This is a genomic window from Streptomyces sp. NPDC057682, assembly GCF_042799575.1.
Taxonomy (GTDB): Bacteria; Actinomycetota; Actinomycetes; order Streptomycetales; family Streptomycetaceae; genus Streptomyces.
In genome coordinates, this window is sequence record NZ_JBHVIN010000005.1 from 247,260 (window position 1) to 265,122 (window position 17,863).

14 protein-coding genes are annotated in these 17,863 nt (G+C 72.7%); 6 read left to right on the plus strand and 8 right to left on the minus strand.

Going from position 1 to position 17,863, the window contains the following annotated elements:
* The first annotated feature begins 97 nt into the window (after positions 1-97).
* Both ACFVDM_RS10925 and ACFVDM_RS10930 read left to right on the plus strand, forming a co-directional pair.
* Entirely contained in the window at positions 98-826 is a 729-nt protein-coding gene (locus ACFVDM_RS10925) for a hypothetical protein (RefSeq protein WP_383636112.1), read from the plus strand.
* A gap of 175 nt (positions 827-1,001) precedes the next feature.
* Positions 1,002-2,618 carry a hypothetical protein gene (locus tag ACFVDM_RS10930; protein ID WP_383636114.1) on the plus strand — a complete coding sequence of 539 codons (1,617 nt, stop codon included), beginning with the start codon at positions 1,002-1,004 and terminating at the stop codon, positions 2,616-2,618.
* Between the two features lie 83 nt (positions 2,619-2,701).
* Here ACFVDM_RS10930 and ACFVDM_RS10935 read toward each other — a convergent pair whose 3' ends face one another.
* On the minus strand, positions 2,702-3,019 hold the full coding sequence (locus tag ACFVDM_RS10935; RefSeq protein WP_383636117.1) for a hypothetical protein: 318 nt from the start codon (positions 3,017-3,019) through the stop codon (positions 2,702-2,704).
* Between the two features lie 348 nt (positions 3,020-3,367).
* Here ACFVDM_RS10935 and ACFVDM_RS10940 point away from each other — a divergent pair, with 348 nt between their 5' ends.
* Together ACFVDM_RS10940 and ACFVDM_RS10945 are read left to right on the plus strand one after the other, a co-directional pair.
* Positions 3,368-4,765: an APC family permease gene (locus tag ACFVDM_RS10940; protein ID WP_383636120.1), complete on the plus strand. Its 1,398-nt coding sequence runs from the start codon at positions 3,368-3,370 to the stop codon at positions 4,763-4,765.
* 79 nt (positions 4,766-4,844) lie between these two features.
* Positions 4,845-5,669 (plus strand): PepSY domain-containing protein, encoded by an 825-nt coding sequence (locus tag ACFVDM_RS10945; protein WP_383636123.1) that lies wholly within the window; start codon positions 4,845-4,847, stop codon positions 5,667-5,669.
* 75 nt (positions 5,670-5,744) lie between these two features.
* Here the strand turns inward: ACFVDM_RS10945 and ACFVDM_RS10950 are convergent, their stop codons facing one another.
* The 3 genes from ACFVDM_RS10950 to ACFVDM_RS10960 form a co-directional block, all read right to left on the minus strand.
* Entirely contained in the window at positions 5,745-7,640 is a 1,896-nt protein-coding gene (locus ACFVDM_RS10950) for an ABC transporter ATP-binding protein (protein ID WP_383636125.1), read from the minus strand.
* Positions 7,641-7,731: 91 nt separating this feature from the next.
* Positions 7,732-9,192: an ATP-binding protein gene (locus ACFVDM_RS10955; RefSeq protein WP_383636128.1), complete on the minus strand. Its 1,461-nt coding sequence runs from the start codon at positions 9,190-9,192 to the stop codon at positions 7,732-7,734.
* On the minus strand, positions 9,189-10,847 hold the full coding sequence (locus ACFVDM_RS10960; RefSeq protein ID WP_383636131.1) for an FAD-dependent oxidoreductase: 1,659 nt from the start codon (positions 10,845-10,847) through the stop codon (positions 9,189-9,191). The genes ACFVDM_RS10955 and ACFVDM_RS10960 overlap by 4 nt, the downstream gene beginning before the upstream one ends.
* Before the next feature lie 187 nt (positions 10,848-11,034).
* On the opposite strand from ACFVDM_RS10960, the gene ACFVDM_RS10965 reads away from it, so the two are divergent.
* Both ACFVDM_RS10965 and ACFVDM_RS10970 read left to right on the plus strand, forming a co-directional pair.
* A complete protein-coding gene (locus ACFVDM_RS10965; RefSeq protein ID WP_383636134.1) occupies positions 11,035-11,196 on the plus strand; it encodes a hypothetical protein in 162 nt (53 codons plus the stop codon).
* A 104-nt stretch (positions 11,197-11,300) separates the two neighbouring features.
* On the plus strand, positions 11,301-13,175 hold the full coding sequence (locus ACFVDM_RS10970; RefSeq protein ID WP_383636137.1) for a SpoIIE family protein phosphatase: 1,875 nt from the start codon (positions 11,301-11,303) through the stop codon (positions 13,173-13,175).
* Positions 13,176-13,194: 19 nt separating this feature from the next.
* Here ACFVDM_RS10970 and ACFVDM_RS10975 read toward each other — a convergent pair whose 3' ends face one another.
* From ACFVDM_RS10975 to ACFVDM_RS10990, 4 genes are read right to left on the minus strand one after another with little or no spacing between them, the layout of a single operon-like run.
* Positions 13,195-14,439: a threonine/serine exporter ThrE family protein gene (locus ACFVDM_RS10975; protein WP_383636140.1), complete on the minus strand. Its 1,245-nt coding sequence runs from the start codon at positions 14,437-14,439 to the stop codon at positions 13,195-13,197.
* A gap of 19 nt (positions 14,440-14,458) precedes the next feature.
* Complete coding sequence (locus tag ACFVDM_RS10980) at positions 14,459-15,814, minus strand: dipeptidase (RefSeq protein WP_383636143.1); 1,356 nt, start codon at positions 15,812-15,814, stop codon at positions 14,459-14,461.
* On the minus strand, positions 15,814-16,251 hold the full coding sequence (locus ACFVDM_RS10985) for a hypothetical protein (protein WP_383636145.1): 438 nt from the start codon (positions 16,249-16,251) through the stop codon (positions 15,814-15,816). Before ACFVDM_RS10985 ends, ACFVDM_RS10980 begins: the two co-directional genes overlap by 1 nt.
* The gene (locus ACFVDM_RS10990) at positions 16,248-17,720 is read right to left on the minus strand and encodes an APC family permease (RefSeq protein WP_383636148.1); all 1,473 of its coding nucleotides are present in this window, start codon (positions 17,718-17,720) and stop codon (positions 16,248-16,250) included. The genes ACFVDM_RS10985 and ACFVDM_RS10990 overlap by 4 nt, the downstream gene beginning before the upstream one ends.
* Between the last annotated feature and the right edge of the window lie 143 nt (positions 17,721-17,863).

A 17,863-nucleotide genomic window follows, 5' to 3' on the forward strand; every position in this document is an offset into this window, starting at 1 on the left:
TCCGGCGGGGGCGCGGGCCGGACCGGACCGCGCCCCCGCCCGGTGGGACGACACGGCCGCCGGCGACGCGCCGAAGCCGGTCCCGGAGCACACGGCCATGTCCTTCTCCCTCCCCGGACGCGGTCCGGGCGCCGCCCACCACGAGCACTGCGTGAGCAGCCGTTGCTGCCGCTGCCAGCAGCGGCCCTGGACGACCGACGCCGGTGGCGAGCGGCTGTGCGGACTCTGCGCCTCCTGCTGCCGGGAGTGCGGCCGGGCACCCGCCCCGCATCTGGACGGCCTCGACAACGGACTCTGCGGCGACTGCCGCGGACTGTGCGTCCGCTGCGGAGCCCGCCTCCCCGCCGACGGGGACTGCCCCTGTCCGCGTCGGCGGCCGCCGGGCGCCGATCCGGTCGGCTACGTCCTGCGCGCGCTGCCGCCCTCCCTGGCAAGGGAGTTCCGGGGCCGCTTCCCGAGCGAACTCGTCGGCCTGGTCCGCCACCAACTCGGCCGGCGCACCCCGGACCAGCTCCTCGACCGCGTCGAACGCCGCTGGAACGCCCGCTGGTCCCACGCGCTCCGGGAGACGGACGACGCCGGACACCGCCGCCGGCGGCCGCTCGACATCGCCGAACAACTCCTCCGGCCCGGACTGTGCCCCGAACCGGCCTGCGAGGACGGCCGGCTGCTCACCGCCGACGCCCCCTGCCCGCGCTGCGCGATCCCCCTGCACCGCTTCGTGCCGGGACAGGCCGACCGCAGGGCCGGCGCGGAGCGGGCGCGCACGACGGCGGCCGCGATCCGGCGCGAGATGCTCGACCGCCGTACGGGACGGCCGCGTTGAGACACCCGCCCCGGGCGGATCGCGTGGCAGGGTGCCGGGACGGGAGGCTGTCGGGACGCGTTGCATCCCCGTGAAGCGCCCATGAAACCTGCCGCGTTTCCATGGACACCTCACGGGGTCGGTTCTAGCGTCGGGCGCCGGTGCGACCCAGCCCCCCCCCCGACCGAGGAGTCCGATGCCCGCGCTGCCCCAGCCGCCCCGGCTGTCCCCGCCGTCCCGCAGCAGATCCTTCCGCGCGACCGCCCTGGTGCTCGCACTGTGCGCCTGGGCCTTCACGATGTCCGGTGTCCCGGCCGGTGCGGCCGACATCCCCCGGGCCCCCGGACACCGGCTCGTCAGCGACTACGAGGGCGCTCCGGCGACCGCCGCGCCGGTGCCCGGACGCCCCGCGCCGCAGCACCCCTTCCTCGCCCCGAACGGCCGCAGCGGCATGCACGCCGACGCCGCGGGCAGCGGGACCTACCCGTACTCCGGTCCGCTCGGCCGGTCCCCTCACGTGGACAGCGAACAGATCGCGCCCCTGGGCGGGGAGTGCGCCACCGCCACCTTCGACGCGGCGGGACGTCTGATCACGGTCTGCGGCACGTTCACGGGATTCCTGCTCAAGCTGCTCGACCCGCGCACCCTCGACACCCTCGCCGAGTACAAGCTGGCGCAGCGCTCCTCGACCGTCGAGGCCATCACACGGCTGGACTTCTCGAAGATCTTCAAGGACACCTCGGGCGGCGCCTACTTCTACCTGGACGACCGGGACCGGGTGGTGCTGGCCGACTCCCGCCAGCACATCCAGCGCATCGCACACGAGCAGGCGGCCGACGGCAGCTGGCGGTTCACCGTCGTCGACGACTGGGACCTCACCGGCCAGGTGCCCCACGACTGCGTCAGCTGGACCAACCTCTACCCGAGCGGCACCTGCGACCCCGTCACCTCGGTCATGCCCGACTGGCAGGGCCGCGTCTGGTGGGTGACCCGGCTGGGCCGCGTCGGAACCGTCGACCCGCGCACCGGCGCCGTCCGCTCGGTCCTGCTCACCGGGGAGGAGATCCAGAACTCCTTCTCCGTGGCCGAGGACGGGGTGTCCATCGTCACCGACCACGCCCTCTACAGCTTCGCCGCGACGGACGACGGGACCCCGCGCGTCCAGTGGCGGGAGACGTACGACCGGGGGACCGGCACGAAACCCGGTTCGGTGAACCAGGGCTCGGGCACCACCCCCGACCTCTTCGGCGACGGGGACGCGTATGTCGCGATCACCGACAACGCCGACGACCGGATGAACGTCCTCGTCTACCGCCGCGCGCCCGGCATCCCCGAGGGCCAGCGGCTCGTCTGCACGGTCCCCGTCTTCGGCTCAGGCGCCTCCACCACGGACAACTCCATGATCAGCTGGGGCAACAGCCTCGTCGTCGAGAACAACTACGGATACGAGGACGTCACCACGCTGCTGCTCGGCCGCAGCGTCGTCGGCGGCGTGGCCAGGATCGACGTACGGCCCGACGGCAGCGGCTGCGACACGGTGTGGGAGAGCGCCGTCCGCTCGCCCTCCACCGTGCCCAAGCTCTCCACCGCCAACGGACTCCTCTACTTCTACGAGAAGCAGCCCAACGCCCTCGGCATCGACGCCTGGTACCTGACCGCCGTCGACTACCGCACCGGAGCCCGCCGCTGGTCCAAGCTGACCGGCACCGGACTCGCGTACGACAACAACTGGGCGCCGGTGACCATCGGCCCCGACGGGACGGCGTACGTCGGCGTCTTCAACGGCATCGTGGCGGTCCGCGACGGCGGGTGAACCCGCGCGGACCACGCATGGGTGCCCGTGCGCGACCGCGTACGGGCACCCAAGCGTCGCAGGGTCCGGGGGAGTCCCGGCGGCTACTCCGCGGCGGGTTCCCCGGCCGGGAGATCGGGGCCGGGCCGGGCGAAGGGGCCCGTGGCCCGATCGCCCTGTCTGACGGCTTCCACCGCCGCCTCGTGCAGCGTCCGGCTGGCCTCCTCCGACGGACACGCCACCGGGCTGCCCGCCATCGTGAACCAGTCGGCCGCTCCGGTGTACTGCACGGTGATCTGCGCGGAGCCGTCGGCCCACGTGGTGTGGACGGTCAGGTCGCCCGAGAGCGGCCCGACCTCTTCGGTCAGCACGCCGCCGTGCCCCGAATACACTCCGCGCGTCGTCCAGGAGGCCCAGGTCATGCATCCAGGCTCGCACCGATGACCGCATACCGCGACCCGCCGGAGCGGATTGCCGACCCTCACGCGGACGGGCGCGGGGAGCAGGGGCAGATCAGGGGAAACTTTTGCCCGGCGGGCGCTGCGGTTCCCGCAGTGGCCGATCCCTTTGCGTCCACCCGATCTTGGCCGCAAACCGTCGACGGCAGCGATCTTGACGACGGATTCCGAAGGAAAACCCCTATTGACCTGCGGAACGCGTCGGTATTGCATGGCGCGACGGGAGCCCCGGAACCATCCCTCACACCGTTGTCCGGAGGCGATACCGCTCCCGCGCTCAGTCACCGCACCTGTTGATCGGAACCCAGCTCGATGACCGACACGCTCAGCGCTCCCCAGGCGCTCGCCCCCGCGACCGGCCCCACCCCGCAGAAGCTCAGGCGTTCCATCGGCGTCGTCGGAGGGACTCTGCTCACGCTCTCGTGCGTGACCCCCGCCTCCACGCTCTTCGTCGTGGTGCCCGACCTCTTCTCCACCCTGGGCACCTACACCGCGCTGACGATCGCCATCGGCTCGCTGCTCTGCGTCGCGGTCGCCTTCTGCTACTCGGAACTGGGCACGCTGATCCCCAGCGCGGGCGGCGAGTACGCCATGGTCTCGACGATGGCCGGACGGCTGGCCGGCTGGCTCGTGTTCGTGCTCTCGCTGCTCGTCGTGATGATCGTGCCCCCGGTCATCGCCATGGGCACCGCCGACTACCTGGCCCCGCTCGTCCACATCCCCGCCGCCCCGGCCGGTGCCGGCGTCATGCTGCTCGCCACCCTCGCCGGACTGCTCGACCTGCGCGCCAACGCCTGGATCACCGGCGTCTTCCTGGTGCTGGAGGTCATCGCGGCGGCCGTCGTCGCGGTCCTCGGCTTCGCCCACACCGAACGCGGCGCCTCCGCGCTCGTCCACGGAACGGTCGCCTCCGAGCACGGCACGACCTCCACGGTCACCGCGATGATGGTCGTCTCCGGTCTCGCCATCGCCCTCTTCATCACCCAGGGCTTCTCCACCGCTGTCTATCTGTCCGAGGAACTGGAGAACCCGCGCCGCACCGTGGCCCGCACCGTGCTCGCCACCCTCGCCATCTCCAGCGCCGTCATCCTCGTCCCGGTCATCGCCCTCACCCTGGGCGCCCCCGACCTGGCGGCGCTGTCCTCCGGCGACCTCGGCTCCATGGTCGAGGCCTGGTCCAACTCCGCGGTCGGCACCTTCGTCAGCCTCTGCGTCGCCCTCGCCATCATCAACGCGGGCATCGTGATGGTCATCCAGAACTCCCGCGTGCTGTTCGCCTCCGCCCGCGACAAGGCCTGGCCCGCCCCCGTCAACACGGCCCTGTCCCGGCTCGGCCGCTTCGGCTCGCCCTGGGTGGCGACCCTCCTCGTCGGCGTCCCGGGCGCCGCCCTCTGCTTCGTCAACCTGGACACCCTGTACGGCGTCACCGGCGTCTCCGTCACCGCGATGTACCTGCTGGTGGCGGTCGCCGCCCTGCTCTGCCGGCGCGGCGCCCACCGCACCGCCCCCGCCTGGCGCATGCCCCTGTGGCCGGCCGTGCCGGTGCTGCTCATCCTCGTCCTCGGCTACGTCCTGACCCGGCAGGACGCCGTGTACCTGCTCTGGACCGGCGGGATCACCGCCGTCGCCACGCTCTACTGGGCCCTGTACCTGAGGCCCCGTCGCGCCACCCGGTGGCTGGTGAGCATCCCCGACGACACCCGCGGATGAGCGCCCTCGCGCGGTTGATCGGGTGACTCCGGGCGGTGATGCGTCATGACGGACCGCCACGGCGGTTAGGCATCCCGGCATGACACGTCACTCCCCACCGAAGACCACCGGGACCCCGCGCCGCCACCGCCTCCGGGCGGCCGGAGCCGCGGGCGTCCTGCTGGCCGCGGCCCTGCTGACCGGCTGCGGCCAGGACAGCGGCGGCTCCTCGTCCACCGGCACCGCGACCTCGGAGGCCGCCCGCGCCGTCCCGGAGCGGACCGCCACGGCCTCGATGAGCGCGAAGGCCTCGGCCGCCGCCTCGATGACCAAGGACATGAAGGACCGCAAGACCCTGCTCGACTCCACCAAGGTCACCTTCGACACCGCGGTGACCACGGCCGAGGGAGCCGTCTCCGGCGGCAAGGTCGTCGAGCTGGACCTGCGCGGCCCCGGCAAGTCCGACGACGACACCGACCACGAGCAGAGCCCGTCCCCCGAGACGACCGCCAGCCCCTCGCCCACCGGCGCGAGCCCGTCGCCCACCGGCGCCAGCCCCTCGCCCGCCCCCACGGGTCCGGAATGGGTCGCCACCGTCGCGGCCAAGGACGGCACCGAGCACATGGTCCGCATCGACGCGGTCTCCGGCAAGGTGATCCAGAGCGTCGAGGAGCCCGGCCAGGACGCCGCCGAGAAGAGCCGCACGGCCGAGCGGCTCACCCAGGCCAAGCAGACCGTCCAGCAGGCGGCCAAGGCGGCCACGGACAAGCAGAAGGGCACGGTCACCTCCGCCGAACTCGACGAGAACGACAAGAAGGTCCTCGTCTGGTCCGTGGACGTCGTGGACAAGGCCTGGCGCGAGCACACGCTCGACGTCGACGCCGCCACCGGCGCCGTGACCTCGGAGAAGACCGACGACGACTGACCCCCGCCGTCCGCACGCACCCGATGCCCCCGGTACGCACGGACCGGGGGCATCGGCACGGGCGGGGCCGTTGGCTCAGACGGTCCCGGCAGACTCCTGCCGCACCGTCTCCGGCCCCTCGAACTGGGTCCGGTACAACTCCTCGTACCGGCCGCCCGCCGCCAGCAGCTCCTCGTGCGTTCCGCGCTCGACCACCCGGCCCTCCTCGATCACCAGGATCAGATCGGCGGCCCGCACGGTGGACAGCCGGTGCGCGATCACCACCGCCGTACGCCCTTCCAGCGCCTCGGCCAGCGCCTCCTGCACCGCCGCCTCCGAGGTGGAGTCCAGGTGCGCGGTCGCCTCGTCGAGGATGACGACCCGCTGCCGGGCCAGCAGCAGCCGGGCGATCGTCAACCGCTGCCGCTCGCCGCCGGAGAGGCGGTAGCCGCGCTCGCCCACCACCGTGTCCAGCCCGTCCGGCAGCGAGGCCACCAGCCCGTCGAGCCGCGCGCGGCGCAGCGCGTCCCAGATCTCCTCCTCGCCCGCCCCCGGCCGGGCCAGGGTCAGATTGGACCGGACGGACTCGTGGAAGAGGTGCCCGTCCTGGGTGACCATGCCGAGCGTCTCGCGGATCGACTCGGCCGTCAGATCGCGCACGTCCACCCCGCCGAGCCGCACCGCGCCCTCCTCGGCGTCGTACAGCCGCGGCAGCAACTGGGCGATCGTCGACTTGCCCGCGCCCGAGGAACCGACCAGGGCGACCATCCGGCCGGGCTCGGCACGGAAGGACACCTCGTGCAGCACCCGCGTCCCGCCGCGCGAATCGAGCGTCGCGACCTCCTCCAGCGAGGCGAGCGAGACCTTGTCGGCCGCCGGGTAGCCGAAGGAGACGCCGTCGAACTCCACGGAGACCGGACCGTCCGGAACCGTGCGTGCGTCCGGCTTCTCGGCGATCAGCGGCTTCAGATCCAGGATCTCGAAGACCCGCTCGAAGCTGACCAGCGCGCTCATCACCTCGACCCGGGCCCCCGCCAGCGCCGTCAGCGGGGCGTAGAGCCGGGTCAGCAGCAGCGCGAGCGCGACCACCGCGCCCGCCTCCAGGGTGCCCCGCAGCGCGTAGTAGCCGCCGAGACCGTAGACCAGCGCCAGGGCCAGCGCGGAGACCAGGGTCAGCGCCGTGATGAACGTGGACTGCGCCATGGCCGTACGGACACCGATGTCGCGGACGCGCGAGGCGCGGGCGGCGAACTCGGCCGACTCGTCCGCCGGCCGGCCGAAGAGCTTGACCAGCGTGGCGCCCGGGGCGGAGAAGCGCTCCGTCATCTGCGTGCCCATCGCGGCGTTGTGCGCGGCCGCCTCGCGCTGCAGACGCGCCATCCGCGAGCCCGTCCGCCGGGCCGGCACGACGAACACCGGCAGCAGCACGAGCGCCAGCAGGGTGATCTGCCAGGAGATCGTCAGCATCACCGACAGCGTCAGCACCAGCGTCACCAGATTGGAGACCACCCCGGACAGGGTGTTGCTGAACGCCCGCTGCGCCCCGATCACGTCGTTGTTGAGCCGGCTGACCAGCGCACCGGTCCGGGTCCGGGTGAAGAAGGCGACCGGCATCCGCTGGACGTGGTCGAAGACGGCCGTCCGCAGATCGAGGATCAGCCCCTCGCCCAGCCGGGCCGACAGCAGCCGGGTCAGCAGGCCCAGCCCCGCCTCGGCCACGGCGATCACCGCGATCAGCAGCGCGAGCCGGGTGACCGTGCCCGAGTCCTTGCCCTGGACGATCGCGTCGACCACCTTGCCGGCCAGGACCGGGGTGGCCACCGCGAGCAGGGCCATGACGACGCTCAGCAGCAGATAGCGGTACAACTCGCCCTGGCGGGGGCGGGCGAACGCGGCGATCCGGCGCACCGTGGCCCGCGAGAACGGTCTGCGGTCCTGCTGCGCGTTCATCGCGCTGTGCATCGACGACCAGGCGGTGACTTCCATGCTCATACGTGCCTCCGGGGGCGGACGTGACGGCCCCCGGAGGCCGGAACCGGACCGGGGCGTGGGACAAACGCTATGAGCTCAAGCGGACTTGAGGTCAACCGTTCGCCCGGACCGGTCCCGGATCGGGCGGCTGACCGGGTGTCCCGATCGGCAGACAGACCCGGAACCGGGTGTCGCCCGGCTGGGATTCGACCCGGATGTCGCCCCGGTGCTTGTTCACCACGATGCGGTACGAGATGTCGAGACCCAGCCCCGTGCCCTCACCGACCGGTTTGGTCGTGAAGAACGGCTCGAAGATCCGGGGCCGGATCGCGTCCGGCACCCCGGTCCCGGTGTCGGCCACCTCGACGAACAGCCGGTCCTCGGCTCGCCAGGTGCGGATCGTCAGCGTCCCCCCGTCCGGCATCGCGTCCACCGCGTTGACGATCAGGTTCGTCCACACCTGGTTCAGCTCGGCCCCGTACGCGGTGATGCGCGGCAGTCCGCGGTCGTACTCCCGGACCACCCGGACCCCGGCCGGGATCTTCGCCTGAAGCATCGTCAGCGTCGCGTCCAGCAGCGTGTGCACGTCGACGGTCTGCTGCGGGGCCCGGTCCAGTTGCGCGTACTGCTGGGCGGCGCCCACCAGACCGGAGATCCGGCTCACCGCGTCGTCGATCTCGCCCATCAGCAGCTCCGCGTCCACGGTGTACACCAGCCAGCGCACCGTGGAGCCGAGATTGTCCGCGCCCACGGCCCCGGCCGCCGCCTCCAGCCAGCCGGTGCCGATGTCCGCCGAGACCAGCGTGGGCGCCAGCTCCCAGCCGCCGGTCACCCCGTGCTCCTCCAGCCAGTCGGCGACCTCGTCCTCGGCGTCCGCCGCCGCCAGCGCGGAGAGCGGCGGTGCCGCGCCCGCCCGCCGGACCGCCTCGTCCTGGAGCTCCACCAGCCGGTGCAGCTCGGAACCGTCGAGCCGGCCGTCCGCGATCAGGGCCAGCTTGTGGCGCATCCCCGCGACGCGCTCGCGCAGCGCGGCGGTCGCCCGCACCGCGGCCGCCGCCGGATTGTTCAGCTCATGGGTGAGCCCCGCCGACAGCGCGGCCAGCGCGAGCAGCCGCTCCCGCTCGCTGACGACGGCGTTGGCGGCCCGGGTGCCGAAGAACAGCCCCTCCAGCAGATGCAGCGCCATCGGGAACCAGGTCCGCACCGCGTGGGCGAAGTCCTCGGCGGGCAGCACGAAGAACTCGGTGTCCGTGACAGCGCGCAGCGTGTGGGCGTACCGCTGCTCGACCCGGTCGCCCAGATAGGCGCGCGTCGCGCCGGCGTACACCCCGCGCTGATCGGTGCGGCTCACCTCGATGTCGTCGCCGTGCAGCACCCGGCTCAGCGCGATCGCCCCGCCCAGCAGCACGAAGAAGCAGGTGGCCGGGGTGCCCTCCTCGTACACGACGGAGCCCGCGGACCGCTGTTCCGTACGGCCCCGCTCGGCGAGCCAGGCCAGTTGCTCGTCGTCCAGCTCCTCGAAGAGGAAGAGGGTCCGCAGCAGCTCCGGAGCCGGCCGGTCCGGTGTGTTCACTGTGCCTCCAGGTAGCGGTGGACCAGCGAGACCGCCATGGCCCCCTCGCCGACGGCCGAGGCGACCCGCTTCACGGACGAGGACCGCACGTCGCCCGCCGCGAAGACGCCCGGGACGCTCGATTCCAGGTGGTACGGATCCCTCGGCAGCCGCCAGCCCGCCGGGCGGCTCCCCGAGGCCACCAGATCCGGCCCGGTCAGCACGTAGCCTCGGGGGTCGCGTGCCACCACCCCGTCGAGCCAGCCGGTGCGCGGTTCGGCGCCGATGAAGACGAACAGCCAGGAGGCGGGCACGGTCCGCTCCGCCCCGGTCCGGTTGTCGCGCAGCGTGAGCTCCATCAGATGACCGTCGCCCGCGCCGTCGCTCACCTCCGTCCACGGATGGACCTCGATCGTGTCGACGGCGTCGATCTGGTCGATCAGGTAACGCGACATGGACCGCGTCAGATCGCCCTGGCGGACGAGGAGATGGACCCGTCGCGCGTACCGCGCGAAGTGCACCGCCGCCTGGCCCGCGGAGTTCGCCCCGCCCACGATGTACACGTCCTCGCCGGAGCAGCTCGGCGCCTCGGTGACCGCCGAGCCGTAGAACACCCCCGCCCCGGCGAACGCGGCCAGCCCGGGGGCGGTCAGCAGCCGGTAGGACACCCCGGTCGCCAGCACCACCGTGTGCGCCGAGACGGTGTGCTCCGGGCCGAGCCGCAGCATCCGTCCCGCGCCCGCGACCTCCAGGGCCACGGCCCGCCGCGCGCTCAGGATCTCCGCCCCGAACTTCAGCGCCTGGCGGCGGGCCCGGTCGGTGAGCTGGGAGCCGGACACCCCGTCGGGGAAGCCGAGGTAGTTCTCGATCCGGCTGCTCTGCCCCGCCTGGCCGCCGGTCGCGGTCTCCTCCACCAGGACCGTCCGCAGCCCCTCGGACGCGCCGTAGACCGCCGCCCCCAGCCCCGCGGGTCCGCCGCCGACCACCACCAGGTCGTAGAAGTCCGAGGAGGGGGCGGTGCTCAGCCCCACCCGCTGGGCCAGCTCCTGCTCCGAGGGGCGGACCAGCGGTTTGCCGTCCGGGGTGACGACCACCGGCACGTCCGCCGCCGACAGCCCCGCCGCGTCCAGCAGACCGCGGCCCTCCGGCTCGTCTGACAGCAGCCACCGGTAGGGGACCAGGTTCCGGGTCAGGAAGTCGCGGACCGCGAACGAGGGCGCCGACCAGCGGTGCCCGACCACCCGCGTCTGCGTCTCGCCCGGATCGGGGGTGGCGTGCCAGGACTCCAGCAGTCCGTCGATCACCGGGTAGAGGTGCTCCTCCGGCGGGCTCCACGGCTTCAGCAGGTAGTGGTCCAGATCCACCACGTTGATCGCGTCGATCGCCGCCTCGGTGTCCGAGTACGCCGTCAGCAGCACCCGGCGGGCGAGCGGGAACAGATCCATCGCCCGCTCCAGGAACTCGATGCCGTTCATCTCCGGCATCCGGTAGTCGGCGAGCACGACCGCCAGCCGGTCGCCGCGCAGCTTGATCTCGCGCAGCGCCTCCAGCGCGTCGGCCCCGGAGAGCGACCGCACCACCCGGTACCGCTCGCCGTACCGACGCCGCAGGTCGCGGGCGACCGCGCGGGAGACCGCCGGGTCGTCGTCGACGGTCAGGATCGTCGGATTCGCCATGACTCCCATCATGGCCGCCCGTACGTCCGCGCGTCGGCCGAAAGATCGAATACGACGCCCACAGCACCGATTCGCCCTGCGTACGGCCACATCGCGGGCCGGTCCGCGACGCCCGGAACGACCACGTAGAATCGGCCCCTGTTTCCGCCCGAACGATGGCACACACAACCGATTGAGGCAGTGCGACGTGAGTTTCACCGACAGAACCGATGCGCCGATCTACGCCGGACTCGTGGAGGAACACGGGGACGTACCGGCGGAGGTGCGCCGGGTGGCCGAGGAGACCATGCGCGAGGCCGACCGGGCCATCGACTTCAGTGATGTGCGCAGGTCAGCGGCGTACCGCTAGGGCCTCCGGCCCACCGGCACCCCTCCGCGCGGCGGGGCACACCACCCCGCGTCCCGCCCCCTCGGCACCCACTCGTTCTGCGGACCCGGCTCTCCCGTCGGAGCATGGAACGAGCAGTCGGTGACGACACCGGGACGAAGGGATGCCGGATGGGTGGTGAGCGGCAGGAGCCGTCGCCGGGGGCGTTCGCGTCCGAACTGGAACAGATCGACGCCCTCAACCGCATGGAGCCCGCCCCGCCGGACCCGCCGGACGGACGGGCGGGTACCGACCGGGCCGGCACCGGCGGCGAGGAGGCCCGACGCCGTGACGCCCTGCTGCTCCCGGCCGGTCACGCACTCGCCGAGGCGGACTCGCTCGACGAGGCCCTGAAGCTGGTCGCGGGACTCTACGCACCGGACTTCCCCCTCGACGGTCAGTGCGTCTTCGGCCCCGCCGAGGGCAACCTGGTCGCGCTCGGACAGTACGGATTCCGCCCTGGTGGCGCCGACCGCGGCTTCCGGATGCCCCTGACCACCGGCTACCCGGCCGCCGAGGTGGCCAGGACCGGGCGGTCCGTCTTCCTGCCCACCCCCGAGGAGTACCGCCGCCGCTTCCCGGCGACCTGGCACCTCTCCGCGCGCAAGGGTCGCGAGGCCTGGGCCTTCATCCCGCTCGTCACCGCGGGCCGCGTCACCGGCGTCTGGCTCAGCGCCTACCGCGCCCCCGTGGCCTTCACCGACGCCGAGCGGGCCCTGCTGACCACGACCGCGCGCATCCTCGCCCAGGTCCTCGAACGGGCCCGCGCCAGCCGCGCCGAACTCGAACTCTCCCGGGGCCTGCGCCGCAGCATGCGCACCGCCGACCCCGCCCTCACCGGACTGAGCGTGGCCACCCGCTACGTGCCCACCGGGGGAGGGCTCATGGTCGGCGGCGACTGGTACGACAGCATCGACCTGCCCAACGGCCGCCTCGCCCTCGTCATCGGCGACGTCCAGGGCCACGACGTGCACGCCGCGGGGCTGATGGCGCAGCTGCGCACCGCCGTGCACGCCTACGCCGCCGAGGGCCACGGCCCTGACGCCGTCCTGGCCCGCGCCTCCCGGTTCCTGACCACGCTCGACGAGGACCGCTTCGCCACCTGCCTCTACATCGAGGCCGACCCCTCCACCGGCGATCTCCACATCGCCCGCGCCGGCCACCCCCACCCCGTCCTGCGCACCCCGGACGGCACCTGTCTGATCAAGCACATCAGCGGCGGACTGCCGCTCGGGCTGATGCCCGGCGAGGAGGACTACCCGGTCGACATCGTGCGCCTGCACGACGGCGAGATCCTGATGCTCTGTACCGACGGCTTCATCGAGAACGGCGGGCACGACATGTACAGCGGCTGGGTACGGGTGCGCGACGCGTTCTCGCCCGGCCCCGCCGACGACCTGGAGGGCATGGCCGACCGGCTGATGGGCACGGTGCTCGACCCCGGACCCGACGGACGGGACGCGGCCCCCGCCCACGACGGCGACGACATGGCGCTCCTCCTGGTGCGCCGCGACTCCGGGCGCGCCCACACCGAGATCAGCCCGCGCCGTCTGATGCTGACCGTCGGCCAGCACCAGGGGGAGGGGCTCGCCGAGGCCCGCGCCCAGCTCAAGGCGCTGCTGCACGACTGGGCCCGCCCGGACCAGGTGGACACCGCGGTGCTGCTCGCCACCGAACTGCTCGGCAACGTGCTCGTCCACACCGATCAGGACGGCGCCATGAACGCCTCCGTGACCGGCGAGACCGGCCGGCGCCGTCTCCTCGTCGAGGTCATGGACCGGGGCGACGAGCTGCCCCACCAACGGGCACCGGGCGAACTCGCCTCGTCGGGCCGGGGCCTGATGCTGCTCGACATCCTCGCCGACCAGTGGGGGGTGCGCCCCGAACCGGAGGGGAAGACCGCCTGGTTCGCCCTGGCCGAGTCGTCCCCGGCCGACGGCGCGGACATGAGCGCCGACTGACCGGACCGGACCGGCCGGCTCAGCCCCCCGGGTCGGGGCGTCGCGCCACCACCGCACCCAGCAGCAGCCCCAGGCCGATCGCCGTCACCAGCGTGACGAGATCGCCGAGATCGCGGAAGCCCTCCACGGGACGGCCGCCCGCCAGCGCGGTGAGCCCGCGCATCCCCAGCGAACCGACCGTCAGCGTGAAGAAGCCCGGCAGCACCAGCACGATGCGCGGCGGCTGACCGGGACGGCGTGCCAGCCAGGTGGTCACCCCGCCCAGTACGACTGCCGCCGTGAACGTGCCGCCCAGATCCCCCAGCAGCGCGGTGAACCCCGTCTGCACCCCCACCGTCACGTACACCAGCACCAGCAGCCGGCCCAGCATCCGGGCGGGCACCGCGAACGCCAGAAGCGCCCCGACGGTGAAGACGATCCACCCGAGGAACAGCGCCCAGCGCGGCAGATCGCCCCGCACCGCCACATCGAACAGCGCGTCGCGGGGCCGGCCGGTGATCACCAGGCCCAGCACCACCCCCACGTAGAGCTGCACGAGCAGCGCCACCGCGTAGACCAGCCGGATCGCGCCGGTGGTGAGATGGCCCGCCGCCAGTTCGGCCGCCGCCGCGCTGAGGTAGTCGCCGGGGACGAAGAAGAACAGGGCCGGGAGCATCAGCAGTACCGGCCCGCCGTGGGCGGGGGTCCGGGCGAACACCTCCAGCGTGAGCAGCGAGACCGTGACGGCCACGACCAGCGGGAGCACCTTGGCCAGCCGGGGCAGCCGGTCCGCAGCGACCACCAGGCACGCGGCGACCGTCGCCAGCACCGCCGTGCTCCCCACCTCGTACCAGGTCGGCTGCATCAGCGGGGCGAAGCCCACCGAGAACAGCACCACACCGGCGAGCTTGGCCCACCACGGATACGGGGCCGGGGCGTCGCCGATCGCGGTGAGCCGGCGCTCCGCCGCCGCCACGTCCAGCCGGCCGGCCGCCACCTCGGCCAGGAGCGGCTTCAGCGCCGTCACCCGGTCCATCCGGAACACCTCGGGGAAACCCCGCACCACCCGGGTGGAGTGGTGGCCGTCGAATGTCACCGCGAGCGTCGCGGCGTCCGGGAGCACGGCGAGCGTCACCTCGGCGCCCAGACCCCGGGCGGCCGCGGTGACCGCGTGCTCGATCTGCTCGGCCCCCTCGCCGCTGGAGCGGAGCAGCCCATGCGTCAGCCGGGCGAGGAAGCCGGCCACCTCGTCGTGGCCGGCCTCCCGCGGGGCCCCGGAGGTCATGCGCTCCCCGCCGTCCCGGTCAGCGGTACGTCCGGGCGTACCGCTGGAGGAACAGCGCCTCCACGTGCGCCATGTGCTCGATCTCGGAGGGGTCCACGCTCTCGTTCGGCGCGTGGATGAGGCACCGCGGTTCCTCGACGCCCATCAGGATGATCTCGGCGGAGGGGTAGGCGTCCGCGAGGACGTTGCACAGCGGGATGGATCCGCCCTGCCCCAGGTACGTCATCTCCTTGCCGTAGACCTCGCGCATCGCCTCGCCCAGCGCCCCGTAGGCCGGACCGTCAGTGGCCGCCCGGAACGGCGAACCGCTCGACTCCGGCTCCACCGTCACCCGCACCCCCCACGGCGCCGCCCGCGTCAGATGGCCGGTCAGCGCGGTCCGGGCGGCGGCCGCGTCGGTCCCCGGCGGAATGCGCAGACTGACCCGGGCCGCCGCGGACGGCGGCACCGCGGCCGCCGAACCGACCACGGGCGGGCAGTCGATGCCGAGCACGGTGACGGCCGGACGGGCCCACAGCCGGTCGGCGACGCTGCCGTCCCCGGTGAGCGGCACCCCGTCGAGGACGCCCGCGTCGGCCCGGAACTGCTCCTCGTCGTAGCCCGCGCCCTCCCAGCGGCCCGTGGCGTCCAGGTCCTCGATCCTGGTCGCGCCGGTCTCGGGATCGCGCAGCGTGGACAGCAACTGGACCAGCGCGGCCAGGGCGTCCGGCGCGGGACCGCCGAACATGCCGGAGTGCACCTCACCGGCCAGGGTGTCGACGGTCACCACGACATTGACCAGCCCTCGCAGCGAGGTGGTCGCCGTGCCCGTGCCCACCGCCGCGTTGCCCGTGTCGCACACCAGCAGGGCATCGGCCGTGAAGACGTCGCGGTGCGCCTCGACGTACGCCTCCAGTCCACCGGTGCCCTGTTCCTCCGAGCCCTCGGCGACGAACTTCAGCCCGACCGGGATGTCGTCGCCGAGCGCCCGCAGGGCGGTGAGGTGCATGACGATGTTGCCCTTGCAGTCGGCCGTGCCGCGCCCGTACCAGCGGCCGTCCCGCTCGGTCAGGGTGAACGGCGGGGTCGTCCAGGCGTCGTCGTCGAGCGGCGGCTGCACGTCGTAGTGGCAGTACAGCAGTACGGTCGGGGCGCCGGGCGGGGCGGGCCGGTGCCCGAGGACGGCGTTGCTGCCGTCCGGCGTCTCGACCAGATGCACATCGCGCAGTCCGGCTTCGGTGAAGGCGTCGGCCACCCACTGGGCGGCCCTGCGGCACTCCTCGGGCGGATACTGCCGGGGGTCGGCCACCGAGGGGATCGACACCAGTTCGGTGAGGTCCGCCCGCGCCCGGGTCATCAGACCGGCGATCCGGCCGGCGAGGGGGTCGGTGCTCATCAGCGCCTCACCGTGTCGTCGGTCCTGAGGTCGTCGATCTTGTCCTGGATCCGGTCCAGCTTGTCCGGGCAGTAGATCTCCAGGATCTTCGCCTCGGCCCGCACCGCCTGCGTGTCCTCGATGCCGGGACGCATTCCGGGACCGGCCGCCCCGTTGCCCAGGTTGATCTTCCACAGCGCGGTCTTGAGCGCGGAGGCGGGCTGCTCGCAGACCTGGCCGCCGTCGTCCCCCAGGACCCGCTTGAGGGTGTTGACGTCCGGGCGGGGATAGCCGGCGTCGACCGCCGCGTCGGCCAGTTCCTCGGCCTTGCGCTGGGCCTCGTTGCCGCTCCTGGCGGTCTCGTAGCGGATGACGCCGACGACGGCGAACGCCACGAGGAGGACGATCGTGCCGATGTACAGCCACTTGTGCTCCGAAGCGAACCTGGTGGGGCTCATGAGACGGCCTCCTCGCCGGACGAGGCCGCTTCCGTACGCCACGAGGGCTTGCGCAGGCGCAGGAACAGCCACGGGATGAGCAGCCCGAGGATCAGCAGACCGCCGCCGATGATGGCGATGTAGGCGCCGACGCTGCCGTTGCCGAACTGCGAGGGCGGCACGAAGCCGATCACCAGGGCGGCGACCGAGGCCAGCAGACCGACCACCGCGAGGACGGGCAGGGCGGGGACGCGGTAGCCGCGCGGGTGGTCGGGCTGCGTCTTCCGCAGCCGGACGACCGCCACGAACATCAGCAGGTACACGATGAGATAGACCTGCGTGGTGATGGTGGAGAAGATCCAGTACACGCTGGAGACGTTCGGGATCAGCGCGTACAGCAGGGCGATGACGGTGGTCACCACACCCTGGGTGACCAGGATGTTCTGCTGGATGCCGTACTTGTTGAGGCGCTGGAGGTAGGGCGGGAGGTAGCCCTCGCTGCGGGAGATCTCCAGCAGGCCCTTGGACGGGCCGGCGAGCCAGGTCAGCATGCCGCCCAGCGAGGCCGAGATCAGCATCACCGCCGCGATGGGCGTCATCCAGCCGACGTGGAAGTGGCCGAAGAACGCGTCGAAGGCCTGCATCACCCCGGCCGTCAGACTCAGCTGATTGGCCGGCACCACCCAGCTGATCGCCAGCGCGGGGAGGATGAAGATCAGCAGCACCAGCCCCATCGCCAGGAACATCGACCTCGGGTACTCCTTCGCCGGGTTCTTCAGCGAGGAGACGTGGACCGCGTTCATCTCCATGCCGGAGTACGACAGGAAGTTGTTGACGATCAGGACGAGGCTGGCGAGCCCGGCCCATTGGGGGAGCAGGTGCGAGGAGGTCATCGGCGCGGCGGAGGCGTTGCCCTGGCCGAGGAAGACCATGCCCATCACGACCAGCACGGTGCCGGGCACCAGGGTGCCGATGACGAGCCCCCAGGACGACAGGCCGGCCAGTGCCTTGGTGCCGCGCGAGGAGATCCAGACCCCGGTCCAGTACAGGACCATGATCACGATGGCGGTGTAGACGCCGTTGGAGGCCAGCGAGGGATCGATGACGTACGCGATCGTGGAGGCGACGAACGCCAGCAGGCTCGGATAGTAGAAGATCGTCATCGCGAACTGGCACCAGACCGCGAGGAATCCGAGCGGTTTGGAGAGCCCCTCGCTCACCCAGCGGTACACCCCGCCCGGCCAGCCCGACGCCAGTTCGGCGGAGACCAGGGCGGTCGGCAGGAGGAAGACGATCGCGGGGATCAGATAGAGGAAGACGCAGGCCAGTCCGTAGACGGCCATGGTGGGCGCGGCCCGCAGGCTGGCCACCGAGGCCGTGGTCATCAGCGCCAGTGTCACCCAGCTCAGCCGTGGGGCCGCGGGCCGGTCCCTCGCCACCGGCCGCGCCGTGTCCTTCGGCAGCTCGGCCGGCATGTCCATCGCGCTCATGCGTACCTCCGGTCGGGACGCCGGGTGTGGGACGGCGTCCGAAACGCCAGCTTCCGGCGCCGCGCGCCGGGTCGCGCGCCCAAGTCACCCGAACGGGTGGCTGCGTGGGGGCAGGGCCGGGGGAACGAGGGGCCCGTGTCCGC

Bases quoted from the DNA above. Each gene is read 5' to 3' on its own strand.
- ACFVDM_RS10925 (WP_383636112.1), top strand. From the start codon at position 98: ATGTCCTTCTCCCTCCCCGGACGCGGTCCGGGCGCCGCCCACCACGAG.
- ACFVDM_RS10930 (WP_383636114.1), top strand. From the start codon at position 1,002: ATGCCCGCGCTGCCCCAGCCGCCCCGGCTGTCCCCGCCGTCCCGCAGC.
- ACFVDM_RS10935 (WP_383636117.1), bottom strand. From the start codon at position 3,019: ATGACCTGGGCCTCCTGGACGACGCGCGGAGTGTATTCGGGGCACGGC.
- ACFVDM_RS10940 (WP_383636120.1), top strand. From the start codon at position 3,368: ATGACCGACACGCTCAGCGCTCCCCAGGCGCTCGCCCCCGCGACCGGC.
- ACFVDM_RS10945 (WP_383636123.1), top strand. From the start codon at position 4,845: ATGACACGTCACTCCCCACCGAAGACCACCGGGACCCCGCGCCGCCAC.
- ACFVDM_RS10950 (WP_383636125.1), bottom strand. From the start codon at position 7,640: ATGAGCATGGAAGTCACCGCCTGGTCGTCGATGCACAGCGCGATGAAC.
- ACFVDM_RS10960 (WP_383636131.1), bottom strand. From the start codon at position 10,847: ATGGCGAATCCGACGATCCTGACCGTCGACGACGACCCGGCGGTCTCC.
- ACFVDM_RS10970 (WP_383636137.1), top strand. From the start codon at position 11,301: ATGGAACGAGCAGTCGGTGACGACACCGGGACGAAGGGATGCCGGATG.
- ACFVDM_RS10975 (WP_383636140.1), bottom strand. From the start codon at position 14,439: ATGACCTCCGGGGCCCCGCGGGAGGCCGGCCACGACGAGGTGGCCGGC.
- ACFVDM_RS10980 (WP_383636143.1), bottom strand. From the start codon at position 15,814: ATGAGCACCGACCCCCTCGCCGGCCGGATCGCCGGTCTGATGACCCGG.
- ACFVDM_RS10985 (WP_383636145.1), bottom strand. From the start codon at position 16,251: ATGAGCCCCACCAGGTTCGCTTCGGAGCACAAGTGGCTGTACATCGGC.
- ACFVDM_RS10990 (WP_383636148.1), bottom strand. From the start codon at position 17,720: ATGAGCGCGATGGACATGCCGGCCGAGCTGCCGAAGGACACGGCGCGG.